Annotated in this window: 14 protein-coding genes; 10 read left to right on the top strand and 4 right to left on the bottom strand. The window is 59.1% G+C overall.

Annotated features, from left to right (window positions below; all coding sequences use genetic code 11):
• Positions 1-93 precede the first annotated feature (93 nt).
• Positions 94-1905, top strand: a complete 1812-nt coding sequence (typA, locus tag J4E00_RS11475; RefSeq protein WP_208175288.1) for a translational GTPase TypA — start codon at positions 94-96, stop codon at positions 1903-1905.
• A gap of 99 nt (positions 1906-2004) precedes the next feature.
• Complete coding sequence (locus tag J4E00_RS11480; protein ID WP_208175289.1) at positions 2005-2520, top strand: hypothetical protein; 516 nt, start codon at positions 2005-2007, stop codon at positions 2518-2520.
• Between the two features lie 68 nt (positions 2521-2588).
• Here the strand turns inward: J4E00_RS11480 and J4E00_RS11485 are convergent, their stop codons facing one another.
• Positions 2589-3164: a hypothetical protein gene (locus J4E00_RS11485; protein ID WP_236049710.1), complete on the bottom strand. Its 576-nt coding sequence runs from the start codon at positions 3162-3164 to the stop codon at positions 2589-2591.
• 190 nt (positions 3165-3354) lie between these two features.
• On the opposite strand from J4E00_RS11485, the gene J4E00_RS11490 reads away from it, so the two are divergent.
• Complete coding sequence (locus J4E00_RS11490; RefSeq protein WP_208175290.1) at positions 3355-3960, top strand: Crp/Fnr family transcriptional regulator; 606 nt, start codon at positions 3355-3357, stop codon at positions 3958-3960.
• Between the two features lie 9 nt (positions 3961-3969).
• On the opposite strand, the gene J4E00_RS11495 is transcribed toward J4E00_RS11490, so the two are convergent.
• Positions 3970-4800: a TrmH family RNA methyltransferase gene (locus tag J4E00_RS11495; protein WP_208175291.1), complete on the bottom strand. Its 831-nt coding sequence runs from the start codon at positions 4798-4800 to the stop codon at positions 3970-3972.
• A gap of 82 nt (positions 4801-4882) precedes the next feature.
• Here J4E00_RS11495 and J4E00_RS11500 point away from each other — a divergent pair, with 82 nt between their 5' ends.
• The 5 genes from J4E00_RS11500 (at position 4883) to J4E00_RS11520 (ending at position 9247) form a co-directional block, all read left to right on the top strand.
• The gene (locus J4E00_RS11500; protein WP_208175292.1) at positions 4883-6373 is read left to right on the top strand and encodes a sensor histidine kinase; all 1491 of its coding nucleotides are present in this window, start codon (positions 4883-4885) and stop codon (positions 6371-6373) included.
• 190 nt (positions 6374-6563) lie between these two features.
• A complete protein-coding gene (locus J4E00_RS11505; protein WP_208175293.1) occupies positions 6564-6974 on the top strand; it encodes a response regulator in 411 nt (136 codons plus the stop codon).
• 193 nt (positions 6975-7167) lie between these two features.
• The gene (locus J4E00_RS11510) at positions 7168-8133 is read left to right on the top strand and encodes a hypothetical protein (RefSeq protein ID WP_208175294.1); all 966 of its coding nucleotides are present in this window, start codon (positions 7168-7170) and stop codon (positions 8131-8133) included.
• Positions 8134-8213: 80 nt separating this feature from the next.
• Complete coding sequence (locus J4E00_RS11515; RefSeq protein WP_236049711.1) at positions 8214-8951, top strand: endonuclease III domain-containing protein; 738 nt, start codon at positions 8214-8216, stop codon at positions 8949-8951.
• Between the two features lie 17 nt (positions 8952-8968).
• A complete protein-coding gene (locus J4E00_RS11520; protein WP_208175295.1) occupies positions 8969-9247 on the top strand; it encodes a DUF167 domain-containing protein in 279 nt (92 codons plus the stop codon).
• Positions 9248-9259: 12 nt separating this feature from the next.
• Here J4E00_RS11520 and J4E00_RS11525 read toward each other — a convergent pair whose 3' ends face one another.
• The gene (locus J4E00_RS11525) at positions 9260-11125 is read right to left on the bottom strand and encodes a polysaccharide deacetylase family protein (protein ID WP_208175296.1); all 1866 of its coding nucleotides are present in this window, start codon (positions 11123-11125) and stop codon (positions 9260-9262) included.
• Positions 11126-11259: 134 nt separating this feature from the next.
• Between J4E00_RS11525 and J4E00_RS11530 the strand changes: the two genes are divergently transcribed.
• On the top strand, positions 11260-11736 hold the full coding sequence (locus J4E00_RS11530) for a hypothetical protein (protein WP_208175297.1): 477 nt from the start codon (positions 11260-11262) through the stop codon (positions 11734-11736).
• A gap of 6 nt (positions 11737-11742) precedes the next feature.
• Positions 11743-13152, top strand: a complete 1410-nt coding sequence (locus tag J4E00_RS11535) for a M64 family metallopeptidase (protein ID WP_208175298.1) — start codon at positions 11743-11745, stop codon at positions 13150-13152.
• Here J4E00_RS11535 and J4E00_RS11540 read toward each other — a convergent pair.
• Positions 13069-14649, bottom strand: coding sequence for a L,D-transpeptidase family protein (locus J4E00_RS11540; protein WP_208175299.1), 1581 nt, complete (start codon positions 14647-14649; stop codon positions 13069-13071). The two genes, J4E00_RS11535 and J4E00_RS11540, sit on opposite strands and share 84 nt — an antisense overlap.
• Positions 14650-14763: the final 114 nt, after the last annotated feature.

Below are 14763 nucleotides of genomic sequence, written 5' to 3' on the forward strand. Positions count from 1 at the left end.
TAGCCCGACCCAACTAGGTGCATGTTAATAGTTGAGTACCACAAGGCTTTGCGCCTTTTTCTCTGTACCTTTGCACCCGCAAAACCAATCCATATGGCCCAGAATATTCGGAACATTGCCATCATCGCTCACGTTGACCACGGCAAGACCACTTTGGTGGATAAAATCATCCACGCATCTAAAATTTTCGACGCCCACCAGCAGTTCGACGACCTCATCCTCGACAACAACGACCTGGAGCGCGAGCGTGGCATTACCATCGTTTCCAAAAACGTATCGGTACGCTACAAAGACGTAAAAATCAACATCATCGACACCCCTGGCCACGCCGACTTCGGTGGTGAGGTAGAGCGCGTGTTGAAGCTGGCCGACGGCGTGCTACTGCTCGTGGATGCCTTCGAAGGCGCCATGCCGCAGACCCGTTTCGTGCTGGGCAAAGCCATCGATTTGGGCCTGAAGCCCATTGTGGTGGTAAACAAAGTAGACAAAGAAAACTGCCGTCCCGACGAGGTGCACGAGCAGGTATTCGACCTGATGTTCAACCTCGGTGCCACCGAGGACCAGCTTGATTTCGTGACCCTTTATGGTTCGAGCAAGCAAGGCTGGATGAGCACCGACTGGAAAGTGAAGACCGACAACATCACGCCCCTTCTGGACGCTGTGTTGGCTTCAATTCCACCCGCACCGACCTTGGAAGGTACTCCTCAGATGCAGATTACCTCGCTCGACTATTCGTCGTTCGTAGGTCGTATCGCCATTGGTCGCGTGCACCGCGGCACCCTGAAAGAAGGTTCCAACATGAGCCTGATGAAGGCCGACGGCACCATTAAGAAGGTTAAAATCCGCGAACTGCAAGTATTCGAAGGCCTCGGCCGGACCAAGGTAACGGAAGTGAGCAGCGGCGAAATCTGCGCGGTGTCGGGCATCGAAGGCTTCGACATTGGTGATACGCTGGCTGACTTCGAAAACCCGGAGGCCCTGGAGCGCATCAGCATCGACGAGCCTACGATGAACATGCTGTTCACCATCAACAACTCGCCGTTCTTCGGCAAGGAAGGCAAGTTTGTAACTTCGCGTCACCTGCGTGACCGTCTGTTCAAGGAAACTGAGAAAAACCTGGCCCTGCGCGTGCAGACGACCGACAAAGAGGATACTTTCCTCGTATTCGGCCGCGGGATTCTTCACTTGTCGGTACTTATCGAGACGATGCGTCGCGAAGGCTACGAGTTGCAAGTAGGTCAGCCCCAGGTTATTTTTAAAGAAGATGACAACGGCAAGCGCCTCGAGCCAATGGAATTGCTCGTGGTAGACGTACCTGAGGAGACTGCCGGCAAGGTGATTGAACTGGTGAGCATGCGCAAAGGCGAGATGACCATCATGGAGCCTAAGGGCGACCTGCAGCACCTGGAGTTCCGCATTCCGTCGCGCGGCCTGATTGGCCTGCGTAACAACGTGCTAACCGCCACGGGTGGCGAGGCCATCATGAATCACCGATTCATCGACTTCGAAGAGCATAAGGGCACAATTCCCGGCCGCATCGCTGGTTCGCTGATTTCGTTGGAAACCGGCCCCGGCACGGCTTATACCATCGACAAGATGCAGGACCGTGGCTCGTTCTTCGTGGACCCGGGCGAGGAAGTATATGCGGGCCAGGTTATCGGCGAGCATACCCGCCCCAACGACTTGACCATCAACATTCAGAAAGGCAAGAAGCTAACCAACATGCGTGCTTCGGGTTCGGACGAAAACGCCAAGATTGTGCCTAAGCGTCAGTTCTCGCTGGAAGAATCCATGGAATACATCCAGAAGGATGAATATCTGGAAGTGACGCCGAAGTCGATTCGGATGCGTAAGATTCTGCTCGACGAGAACGAGCGTCTGCGCTACGCCAAGACGGCTGAGTAAGGACCGTAGATTTGGTGGATTATTGAATTTAATATGATAAAAAGGCGCGACAATTAAGTCGCGCCTTTTTGCTTTAGTTATTTTTTTACCCCCTCCTTTATGAATATGGATGTAATAAATCAGTTTGTGCAGCTTTTCACGCTTGCTGATGAGGCCGCTACCGAGCGGGTGACTGAACGACTGACACTGGTGCTGAGCGACCCGGCCGGCTATCAGGAGCAGTATGCCGAAGAGTTGGCAGAACGCGGCATTGTGGCCGGCTTGCCGGTACAGGAACTGCGGGATTTAGCGCTGATTGATGCACTCCTGAACGAGGAGTTGGTTTGGGAAAGTGACTGGAAAGACGTGGCCTCCGACTTGGTTTATGGCCTTAATGAGACCTTGACGCAGCAGCATCGTGCTATGCAGCTTGGCGAGCCGGCTTGGGGACGCTCTGCGGTGACCGGGCCCGAAGCGCTCGACATCGTGCAGGATTTATTAGAGCCTATTGGCCTGGCGCTGGTGCTGCTTACGCTGGACAGCGACTCTTATGCGCTAACGGTGGTGGCCGATGCACAGGCTGAAGAAACGCGCCAGTTGGCCAAGGAGTTGGGTTTTAGTGTGACGGTGTATTGATGCCAATCGGGCCTGCATCGGCAGTAAAGGGCATATTCGGCTCTTGGTTTCCAAGGGCTGGTTTGTGATTAGACCGCACGAGATGGTTTACCCAGCCGGAATGCCGCCAGCAGAAAATAAAATGCTCCGAAAGCAGCATAGCCGGCCAGATTGACAATGCCCATGGTGGGTGCTTGGGCCATGGCGATGAATGAAGCACCTGCAATAATGGACTGGCCACCACTCAAAATCATGGGCCATTGACCACCAAATGTGCGCCGGCGACGCAGCCCCAGCACCAACTGAATGAGCCCGGTGAGACCAGCCCAGGCACCGAAAACGACAAGTACCGTTGGCACTCCCTGCTTCAGGGCCACGCTGACCGCCACGGTCGTTAGAAGGCCGATAACGATGTTGGTGAACTGCGGCAGTTTGGATGAGGGCCCACGATTGGCGCGGATATCGAAGAAAGTGGCCGCCACATCCCAGGTAGGATACACCAGCAATAGGATGGCCGTGATGGTGGGCGAGGATTTTACGAAAGCGAGCAACAGGCCAACCCAAATGAGGGAAAAAGCGGCGCGCACGAAGTACAGGGTTCGCAGGGCCTGAGCGGTACTGGCTATGCGGAAAGGGTTGACGGCGGTATTTGAGGGAGCGAACATAGGGCTTTGGGGTGAAGGTTGATGATAGGACAAAGGTCCCGACCCGTCCCAAGCCGAATTTTCACCTATGTTAAAAAGCATCGAAACGTCGCTTCATTTGCCTCAATACCTATTTGCGCTCACACGTCCGTTACTTCCAGGGTCGTGAATAGTTGTAGCCGTGCTGCGTTCATTCTCTTGTCCATTTGCCATGCTTTCCGCTTCTCCTTACTCATTATTGTCCCAGAGCCTGCAAGCTTTTGCCGACCTTTCGGAAGATGATTTGCAGCTGGCTGATGGCTGCTGGACGTTGCGCAGCATTGCGAAAAACGAGTTTTTTAACTTCCGTAACTCTGTATGCCGACACGTTGGCTTCATCGTGAGCGGGCTTTTTCGGGTGTACTATGTCGACCCGGAGACATCGGAGGAACACACGGTTTTCATTGTGACCGAGGGACAGTTTCTGACTTCACTCAAAAGCTTACTTACCGGCGAGGCTTGTCCCTACTACATTGCCGCGCTGGAAGACGCCGACTTGCTGGTGATTACCACCGAGCAGTTGCAGCGCCTCTACACGCAGTCACACGGCTGGGAGCGGTTTGGACGCCGGCTTGCCGAGCAATACCTGATTTACCAACAAAGCAAGACCGAAAGCCTGCTCTTTCAATCGGCCGAGCAACGCTACCTGGCCCTGCTGCAGCAGTTTCCGGGCATTACCAATCGGGTATCGCTTGGGCACATTGCTTCTTATCTGGGCATCAGAGGACCTTCGCTCAGCCGGATTCGGGCGCAGCTGGGCAAGGAGAAAAGCACCTGAGCAGGCTGCCTAAACGCCGGCTACCCGTTGGCGAATGGCCTCGAAAGTGAGCACGGCGGTGGCTACGCTCACGTTGAGCGAGTCAATGCGGCCCATCATGGGTATGATGAGGGTTTCGTCGCAGGCTGCGCGCATCTGGGGGGTGAGGCCGTCGGCCTCGGTGCCCATTACCAAGGCGGTAGGGCCCCGGAAGCTGTATTCGGTGTAGGGCCGGGCCTCGGGGGCGAGGGCAGCGGCGTGCGTCCGGATACCTTTCTCTTGCAGGAAAGCCAGAATATCGGCTACCGGCGCAGCCACGGTAGGCACGGTAAACACGCAGCCAATGCTGGCCCGTATGACGTTGGGGTTGAATAAATCGGTGCGCGGGTCGCCGATGAGGACGGCGTCAACGGGGGCAGCGTCAGCGGTGCGGAGGATGGCACCGAGGTTACCGGGCTTCTCCACTGCTTCGAGCACGATAACAAGCGGGTTGGCTGGCAGGCGTAGGTCGGCGAGAGAGCGGGCGGGCGTTTTCAGTACAGCCAGCAGGCCGTCGGAACCTTCGCGGTAGGCTACCTTTTCGAAGACGGGGCGGGTGACTTCAAACCACTCGGGCGCATCTTTTTTGCCCGAAAACAAAGCCCGCAGCTCAGCTAAACCCGTTTCGCCGGCCAACTCGGGGCAGGTGTAAATGGTAGCAACTGGTACGCCGGCCTCGACGGCAATGGTGAGCTCGCGCAGGCCTTCGACCAGGGTAAGGCCTAAGGCGCGACGCTCGGCCGACTTTTGCTGCAACTTGAGCAGTTGCTTAATGCGGGGGTTTTGGGGACTGCTGAGGCGGTCGGTGGGGACAAAAGGCATGGGCACAAAGATACCGGCCCCAGCCCCGCCCCCAACCTTACCCCGAGCTCGGGCGTAGGGCGGGCCAGTACCTTCGCCCCTTATGAAATCAAAAATTGACCTGAAAATCATTATCGGCTTCGCCCTGGCTATTGGGGTACTGCTGCTCACGGCGGCGGCCTCCTTCTGGAGCATCCGGGGCCTGGGTGTGCAAACCCGAAACGTAGAGCATACCTATCAGGTGCTTCAGGAAGTGGAATCGGTGACGGCCGTGCTCAAGGACGCGCAGGCGGGCACCCGGGGCTACTTGCTCACCGGCGACACGCTGTACCTGCGGCCCTACAGCATGGCCAGCGGCCAGCTCCCCGCCAGCCTGAAGCGCCTAGAAGAGCTGACCGTAGATAACCCCGCCCAGCGCGCACGCCTCGACTCGCTGCAGGAGTTGGTGGAGCAGGAGTTCCGCATTCTGCGCCCACTCACGGAAATCAAAAAATCCATGAGCCAGTCGGCCATGCAAACCCTGCTCGACACCGACCGCCAGACCCTGCGGCAGGTGCGCTTGCTCTACACCCGCATCAAGCAGAATGAGCTGGCCCTGCTGGCCCAGCGCAGTGCCCTGCAGGACATATTTGAGAAAGCTACGCCGATTGTAGTCCTGATTTCGGCTGTGCTGGCGGTGCTGATTGTGGTGTGGCTGGTGATGAAAATCATCCAGGAGTTGGCCGACAACCGCCGCCTGCAAGCCGAGTTGGCCGAAATTAATGCTGAAGTCAGCCGCCGGATTGCTCAGATTAGGGAGCTGGCTGAGCAGGTGGTGCAGGGCGACTACACCGTGAAAATAACCGATACAACTGAAGACAACCTCGGTGGCCTGGCCGCCACCCTCAACCGCATGACCCTGACGCTGGATGCCAGCTTCAGCGCCCTCGAAAAGCGCAACCAGGAACTTGACCAGTTTGCCTACGTGGCCTCGCACGACCTAAAAGCCCCGCTACGGGGCGTGACGACTATTGTGAAGTGGATTGAGGACGAGCTGGCGGCTGAACTCTCGCCCCAGATGCGTACCTACCTCAACCAGATGAAAGGCCGCCTTAGCCGGCTCGAAGACCTGATAAATGGCCTGCTGGCCTACGCCCGCGTGGGCCGTACCACCCAAACCCGCGAAACTGTGGACGTGAAGCAGCTGCTCCATGAAGTAGGCGACCTAGTGGTGCCCCCCGATTTTCGGCTTGAAATCGGCCCCGGCATGCCCACCTTCGAAACCGAGCGGTTGGGCTTGCAACAAGTGTTCACCAACTTGCTCTCGAATGCCGTGAAGTATCACCAGCGCGGTGCCGGCCACCTCGCAGTAACTTGTCAGGACGCAGGGAGCTATTACGAATTCCGGGTGCAGGACGACGGACCGGGAATTGCACCGGAATATCACCAGAAGATTTTCCTGCTTTTTCAGACCCTACGTGACCGCAACACGGCGGAGAGCACGGGCATTGGCCTGAGCATTGTGCAGAAAATTATCAACGAGCAGCACGGCAGCATTCGCGTCGAATCGGCGGTGGGCCAGGGTGCAGGCTTTATCTTTACGTGGCCAAAATAAACCCACTTGAATATTGATTGGTGATGAATGGTTAATGATTATTAATCAACCGTTCATTATTGCTTGCAAATGGGTCAGGCCTCTATTTACCAACTAAAACGGTTCCATTAATTACTAATTGGCAATCATTCATCACCAGCCATTACCCATCAAATTAATCACTAAGCGTTAATCATTAATCACTAAATCCATGCGTTCTGTTTTACTAGTTGAAGACGATATTTTTGACACGATGACGGCGGAGAAATCCTTTGCCAAGTTCAATGTGCCGCACCAGCTACATACCGCTTTCAACGGCGAAGAAGCCCTTGACCTATTGCAAGGGCGCAACGGCGCTGCACCGCTGCGCCCCCTGCCCGAAGTTATTCTGCTGGACCTGAACATGCCGCGCATGAACGGCATCGAATTCCTGACCGAGCTGCGGGCCAACCCCGAGCTTGCCCACATTCCGGTGTTCATCACCACTACATCCAGCATGGATGTGGACCGCATCAATACCGACAAGCTGGGCGTGAGCGGCTATATTCTCAAGCCGCTGGACTTTGAAACCGGCAGCGACCTAGCCGACAGCCTCAGCCTGCTGGAAAAGCTCCTGAAGTAAGCGACTGAACCTCTGAAACTAGCCAGCGCTTCGCACGCATTTCAGGGGCTGAAAGCGGAATTTACAGTATCTGTTTTTCGTTCGCGGTTTGGGATATCGGCAGCCGGTTTACCAGCTTTGGGGGCCGGTTTGGCGTAATTCTGCCGAACGTTGGTACCTTGTTCGGCCTCCGGGCCTTCACCGCTGCCTTGCTATGCTAAAAATTCCCATTCTTCTTCCAGCGCTGGCACTGAGCCTGCTGGGTGGGCGCGCCGCCAGGGCGCAAGACGATGCTCCGCGTCAGCTGGGAGCCCCGCCCGCCATGCCAGCTCCTGCCAAGCCCCGGGTAGCTCCGCCCCCACGCCAGCTCGACGCCGTGCCCGTGGCTCCGCCCGATACTGCCCGCCGCGCTATCATTACGGCACCCCAGCCGGTTCCTACGCCTGCTCCGGCAGCTCCCGTGTACGCGCCCACGCCTGCGGGCCAGCTACCGGGCAATAATGCCCGCCCGACCCGCTTCCAGGTGGGGCTGAAAAACGGCATGGTGTACAGCGCCAACGATGTGGAAACAAAGAACCCGCTCTTCGGCCGCTCCTACCTGCTGCTGGACGGGCAGCGGAAGTTTGAACTGGCAGAAGTGGGTTTTTACGAAGATGAAACCGGGCACTACGTGCGCACCACGCTGCCCAACTCCTCGCGGGAGACTACGCTGCGACGCGAGAAAACCGGCCGCCTCAGCCTCTACTCCATCACCTCGACGCAGTATAGCTCGGGGCCGGGCGGCTTTGGCTACCCCGGCTATGGTGGGTACGGTTACGGTGGTTTTGGTGGCTACCCCTACGGCGGCTACCGCACCATCAAAACCGAGTATTTTTCCAAAGACAACGGCCCTATTCAGAACCTGACCTCCAAAAACCTGCTCCTGGCCACCCAGGACAATGCCGGTGCGCAACAGCTGCTGCTGGAGTCGCGGCGCTACCAGCAGCTTACCGTGGGCAGCTATGTGGCGGGCGGTGCTCTGCTACTCTACGGCCTCACCCAGACGCTACGGCCCGGCGTCAACGGCGTGTCGCCGATTACCTATCTGGCGCTGCCGGTGCTCATCGTGCCTATTGTGCTGCAAAGCAAGCAGGCCAACAACCAGCGGCAGGCCATTGCCCTGTACAACGCGGGGCGGTAGCAGCCCGACAAGCTGCATTTCCGCCGCAACCAAAGCAAGGTACTGCGAACCCCAGTCGGTGGTTTGCAGTACCTTCTTTTATGCCCGCTCCTATTGTTGTTGATGTTGATTTCGCAGCCCGCCAGGCCAAAGCCCTGCTGGTGCACGCCCGCCTGTGTGCCGAATACGGGGCTCCTTTTCCTTTCTTCAGCACCAAAGACCCGCTGAGCGAGCTGGTGAGTGCGCTGCTCTCCCACCGCACCAAAAACGCCGACTCGCACCGCGCCTACCAGGAGCTGCGGGCCACGTTTCCCACCTGGGAGGCCGTGCGCGACGCGCCTACTGAGGCCGTGCAGCATGCCATCCGGGCCTGCACCTGGCCTGAGCAGAAGGCTCCGCGCATTCAGGCTGTGCTGCGCGAAATCAGCCAGCGCTGCGGCACCGACGCGCCGTGCTCGCTCGATTTTCTGGCCGAAATGCCCATTCCCGAGGCGCGGGCTTGGCTGGAAAGCATCAGCGGGGTGGGGCCAAAAACCAGCGCAGCCACGCTGCTGTTCAGCACGCTACGCATCCCCGCCATGCCCGTTGATAGCCATCACCACCGCGTGGCTCAACGCCTGGGTCTCATCGGGCCGAAGGTGGGCGAAGGCCCGGCCCACAAGCTGCTCGAAGCCCTGCTTCCGCCCGGCTGGGACGCCCAGCAGGTATACGACCACCACGAAGCACTCATGTTTCACGGTCAGAAGTGCTGCTACTTTAGCGGGCCGGCTTGTGGGCGCTGCGTGGTGCTGGACCAGTGTCCCTTCGGGCAGGCGCGCCTGGGCCGGACCGAAGAGTAGCGTATTTTCGCCGTCGCATGGCCATTCTACACCTCAAAGCCAAGCCCGGCAGCCGCATCAATCAACTCCTTATTGGGCCCGATGGCACCGCCGTTGTTCGCCTCAATGCCCCCGCGCAGGAGGGCAAGGCCAATGCTGCCCTGCAAGCCTACCTGGCTACCACGTTCGGCATTGCCAAAAACCGGGTAACACTACTGGCTGGCCACACGTCGCCCTTCAAAAAAGTAGAACTGGCCGATGTGAGCAACGAGCAGCTTCAGCAGGTACTGGCCCGGTTGCGGAGTGCGGTTGATTGATGCGATGAATTACTATTTCTTCCGCTTCCAGCGGTAGTATTTGCGGTACCAGGTGGCAGTTTTCTTGAATAAGCTGCCAGCCGTTTCATTGGGAAACATGTTGACCCGAAACACCTGCATACGGTCGTCTTCCAGGTGCAGGCCGCCGGTGTCGGTGGCTACGCCGAAGGCAAAGCCGGCGGCCCGCACAGCTTCTTTCACGTCCTCGTTGAGGTCGCCGTAGGGATAGGCGAAGCTCACAAGCTGGGTTTGCAGCGCGGCTTCCAGCGCCGTTTTGCTGCGCTGGATTTCGGCGGCAGCTTCGGGCAGTGGCAAGGTGGTCAGCCGGGGGTGCGACATGGTATGGGCTCCGATTTCCCAGCCTGCAGCCACGAAGGCTCGTTTTTGGGCCGCGTCCATGATTTCGGAGCGGGGTTCGGAGGGGTCGAAGTCGGCATCCCAGCGGTTGTAGCGCACGTCGAAATCACCGAGCAAGTAGAGCACGCCGCGGTAGCCGTATTGTTGCATCAGCGGCAGCAGGTTGGTGTAATTATCGGTGTAGCCGTCGTCGAAAGTGAGGATGATGGGGCGGGGCGGGAAGTCGGTCAGGGGCCGCTCGCCACTGGCAAATTGCAGGTAGTCGACGAAGGTGATGGGTGTCAGCTTGTGCTGCTTGAAGTAAGCCAGGTGCTTTTCAAAGTTCTCCTTCGTGACGTAAATCTGGTGCTTGGTGGCCAGTGGCGCGTCAGGAATTTTGTGGTACATGAGCACTGGAATGAAATTCGGCACGGCCTTACGCATGCGAGCGGCCTGGTAGGTTTCGAGAACCCGCGCAGCCACCGTGGCCAAGCTGTAGCGCGCCCGTACCCGCTGGCATAGCGCCGCAGCCACGGGCTGCGGCGCTAGCAGAAAGGCTCGCGCATCGGCCAGCAAGGTCGCAAAATCGACCTCTGAAGGAGATTGCCGGGCCGAAATATCGCCGAAATTGGAAGCCGCAGCGGTAGCAAACGTAGCCTCCGTTACCAGGCCTGCGTAGCTGGATTCGCCTAGTGCCAGTACGGCCCGTCCGGCCCCCAACGCCTCGATAGCCACGCGCCCTGCACCAATGACCAAGCTAGTACGGGCCAGCCAACCAACCACATCCTTAGTAAACCCTACTACTTCGATGCGCTCCCCAAACTCGGCCTGCACCTGCGCAAGGGCCGCCTTACCCGCGGCCGGCAGATGCTCCAGCTCGCCGCCGATGAGTGCCAGCCGCAGCGCGGTAAATTCCCGCAATAGCGTCGGAAATACCTGCTGCAACAGCGCCGCCGCCCGCTCCCCTTTCCCTCCATTAAAACGACCAATAAACGCGAGGCGTAATGGCTCACCTGAGGAATTGTTTGTGCCAGCAACGTCAGCGACAGCACTGGCGAATTCCTCATTCTGAAAGGTTATTCCGTTGGGAATTTCCACGATTTTGGCGGGCGCCATCTTCACTTCCGTTATCAGATGCTCGCGCAGGTTGCCGCAAATGGCAATAACGGTATCGCCGTAGATGTCGAACAGGGAAGTGGATGCGTGTAGGTGCTGGCGGCCGTGCACGGTGCTCACCAGTGGCACTTTGAGGCCGCGCAGGGCCACGTAGCTCACCCAACTGGCCGCCCGTGAGTGCGCGTGCACAACGTCAATATGTTCGGTTTGGATGAGCTGGCGAATGAGCCGGGCATTGCGCAGGCGCTGGCCGTAGCGCCGGTTGCCGATGGGCGCTTGCACCTGGGTAGCACCGGTGGGAAGCTGGTCGGAATCAGCCACCAGCCACACGGCGTGGCCCTGGGCACGGTGAGCTTCGGCCAAAGACACGGCGTAGGCAACAGAACCCGCAAAGAACTCAGCCGATAGAACGTGGAGAATGCGCATGCCGCAAAGGTATTGCCTTGCCGAACGTCGGCGGCCCGGTCCGACGGCCCGGGCATCCTACTAGCTGAGCAAAAGGTTATATTTGAAGCATGACAACCTGCTGGCCCACGGGCATATTCGCACTAGCGCTTTTAATGATTGCGACGGCCTGCCAGCGGGCCCCCTACCGCTACCAGCCCCTGCCCGATGCCGCGGCTACTACCAGTGTTGGAACTACGCCGCAGCTGCTGTTTCTGTCGTTTCGGATGAGTACGGCTGCTACCGGCACGCACCAGTTGGAGCCGCTGATGCTAAAAGCCACGCCAGGCCAAGCCAATCCCGCGGCCGATGATGAGGAACCCTCCGGGACGTCTTACCTCCTGCTCTCGCAGCTGGATGCCGCCAATGCGCCCTGCGGCCCGTCCCGCAAGCTGCCGCACCCGCTGCTGCAGGATGTGGAAGCCCCAGCCGCTCCCGGCACCGGCGCCATGCAGCGCCACACTATCTCCCTGGCCCAGGCCGAGTTTTTCGTGCGGGTGGCCCGCCAGCCCAAGGCCCGCGCCGTGCGGCTGGAAGAGGTTGGGCCAGCCGCCATATCCCCTATTTCCGTCACATTCCCACTGCCAAATTAGCTTCCCATGAAAAACTTTTTACTGTTATTGAGCTGTGCGCTGCTGTTGGCCCTGCCCGGCCGGGCCCAGGTATTTCCAGTGGATACCCTCATCAAAAATGGCCCGCTGAACAACCGCATCAACCTTGTTTTCGTGGGCGATGGCTACCAGGCCAATCAGATGAGTACCTACCTGGCCGATGTGAACCGGGCGGTATCGGCTATTTTTCAGCAACCACCGTTTTCACAGTACCAGCAGTATTTCAACGTGTTTGCTATTCGCGTGCCCTCCACGCAGTCGGGCACGAAGCACCCGCGCACGGCGAGCGACTGCACCACTGTGCCCAACTTCGGGATAGCCAACCCCACCACGTATTTTAACACCACATTTGATTCGGGCAACATCCACCGGCTGATTGTGACCAGCGGACAGAGCGCGCTGGGCTCGGTGCTGGCCGCCAGCTTTCCGCAGTACACCAAGGCCATTGTGATGGTGAATAGCCCGGAATACGGCGGCTCGGGTGGGTCCATCATCACGATGACGGCCAATACTTCGGCCCCGGAAGTCATGATTCATGAGATGGGTCACACCTTCGGCGCACTGGCCGACGAGTACTGGGCCGGCCAGCAATACGCCGCCGAAAAGCCCAACATGACCCAGCCGGCCGTGGTAACGCCGTTGCGCTGGCAGAGTTGGGTGGGCCTGAATGGTGTGGGCAACTACCCTTTCGCCGCCACCGAAAATCCCGCCTGGAGCCGCCCGCACCAAAACTGCAAAATGCGCTTTCTGGGCGTACCCTTTTGCAGCGTCTGCATCGAAACACTGATTGAGCGCACCCACGCCGCGGCCCGCGGCCTGCAGGGCTACACCCCCACCAATACCACCATCAGCAACCCTACGCAGGACATCACCTTCCGCCTCGACCTGCTGCAGCCCAACCCCAATACCCTAAAAGTGACCTGGAAGCGCGATGGCGTGGTATTCAACCGAAATACCGCTGTGGTGCGTGTAGGCACAACCCTGCTCACGGGCGGTCCGCACATCATTCGGGCCGAAGTGGTGGATACCACTGCGCTCAGCAAAAACGTCAGCCACAACACGGCGCACCGCTACGTGGTGGAATGGAACGTGCAAAACACTGTGACGGGCACCCGGCTCGACGCCAGCACCGCCGAGTATAAAATTGAAACTTATCCCAACCCGGTCACTGATGTGCTAAACCTTTCCTACACCCTCTCGCGCGCCACCGACGTGCGCCTGGTGGTGCTGGATGCCGCCGGCCGCCGCGTGAAAACCCTCACCAAAGCCCGCCAGGCTGCCGGCACCTATGACTACCAGCTGCACACCGAAGAATTAGGGCTTCGGCAGGCTGGGGTGTACACCCTGTTGGTTGAAATTGACGGTTTGCCCACCACCCGCCAGTTGGTGAAGCAGTAGTGTTGCGGGCCGCGGCGCTGGAGCTTTAGCCACCAATGCGGAGCCGAACAGCTGCTGCCGCAACAACTCATCCTGCTGATAAACATCGGGGTAAAAGTGCAGCTGGCCCGCTACTACGGCACAGGTGGCGTAGCGCACGTGCAACGGCACCTGCCGCCGCAGGGCATAGCGGCGCGGGCTGGGCGCAGCCTCGGCAACGCCTTCGGGTGGCAGGGCAGCTTGGGTACTGTCGGCCCCGAGCAGGAAAGTAGCCAGCCGACGCGGGTGCTCCAACCGGATGCAGCCGTGGCCCAGTGCCCGGTAAGCCAAGGCAAAGTCGTGGGGCCGGGAGGTGGCGTGCAGAAAGATTTCGTAAGGATTAGTGAAGCGGAAGATGGCCGTGCCCAGTGCATTGCCCTTGCCGGGCTTCTGCTTGATGGTGTAGGGAAACCGCTCGGGGCGCACGTCCCACCAGTCTACGCTGCGGGCCTCTATCGGCTCACCCTTCGCATTATAGATGACGTAGTTGTTCTTTGCTGCGAAGCCGGGATTATCGCGCAGCTTGGGCAGGAGTTCCCGGGAGGCAATGCTGTAGGGCACACGCCATTCGGGCGTGAGGGTGAAAGCCTTGAGCTGGCTGCTGAGCGTGGGCGTGGGGCTGTCAGGCTTGCCAATGATGAGGCGTTGGGTTTGCACTGCCTGGCCCCGGCGCACCACTTCCAGGGCATATGCCGGCAGATTCACCAACACATAGTCGGAGTCGGGCATGGGGATGGCGTGCCAGCGCCAACGCTCCAGGGTCACGGCCATTTGCTGAGCCCGGCGCTGCCAGGCCTGCGATTTGGTCGTGGCAGGCTGGTGCAGCCAGCGGGCCAATGCCTGCTGCAACAGTTGATATTCGCGCTGCTGGGGCTGGCAGCGCAGCAGTGCCAAGCTAAAATCGGGCGCCGCTAATGCCTGCGTCAGCCATGCCCCAGCATCGAACAACGAATTCGGTTTTTCCAGGGGCGAGGGCGTGCATTCGCGCAGCTGACCTTGGTGCAGATGCTGGGCAAAGCGTACTAAGCCATCGGTCAGCAGTACCTCAAAGCGGGCTTGCCGCCCAAGGCGGCGGGCGCTGTTGGTATCGGGCTGCGCTAGTAGAGCCGCCAGTGCACGCAGGGCGGGCGCGTGGTAGTTGGCAGCCTGGAGACCATAATCCTCGGCTTGCAGCAACAGGCCCAGGGCAGTTTGTCCCGGAGCGTGGGGGTCCGGGCCGGCTGGCCAAGCGGGCGCATATGCTCGCCGCGCGTAGAATGCCCGGGTGGCGCGGAGGTCGTGCCAGCGCACCAACCGGTGGCTGGGACTGGCCACTGTATCATTTAGCAACGCCTGCAGTGCGGCAGGCAGCGTATCCGGCGAGGCCCAGGTGATGGATGTCGAGTGGGCAGTGGTCGGTAGTGGGTCAGTTTTCCGCGGCGGGTCTGCGGCGGCCTGCACCAGCACTACGGCCAGCGACAGGCACCCAATAAGTTGCATGACGAGTTGAGAAGAGTACGTTTTCGCTCATATTAATCAGTCGGAAGATTTAGTTGAGTCCGGGGGAGCCAACTGGAATTTCAGCAGATTATGCGGCCGTCAGTTCTTCTCTTT

Source organism: Hymenobacter negativus, from assembly GCF_017571495.1.
Classification (GTDB): domain Bacteria; phylum Bacteroidota; class Bacteroidia; order Cytophagales; family Hymenobacteraceae; genus Hymenobacter; species Hymenobacter negativus.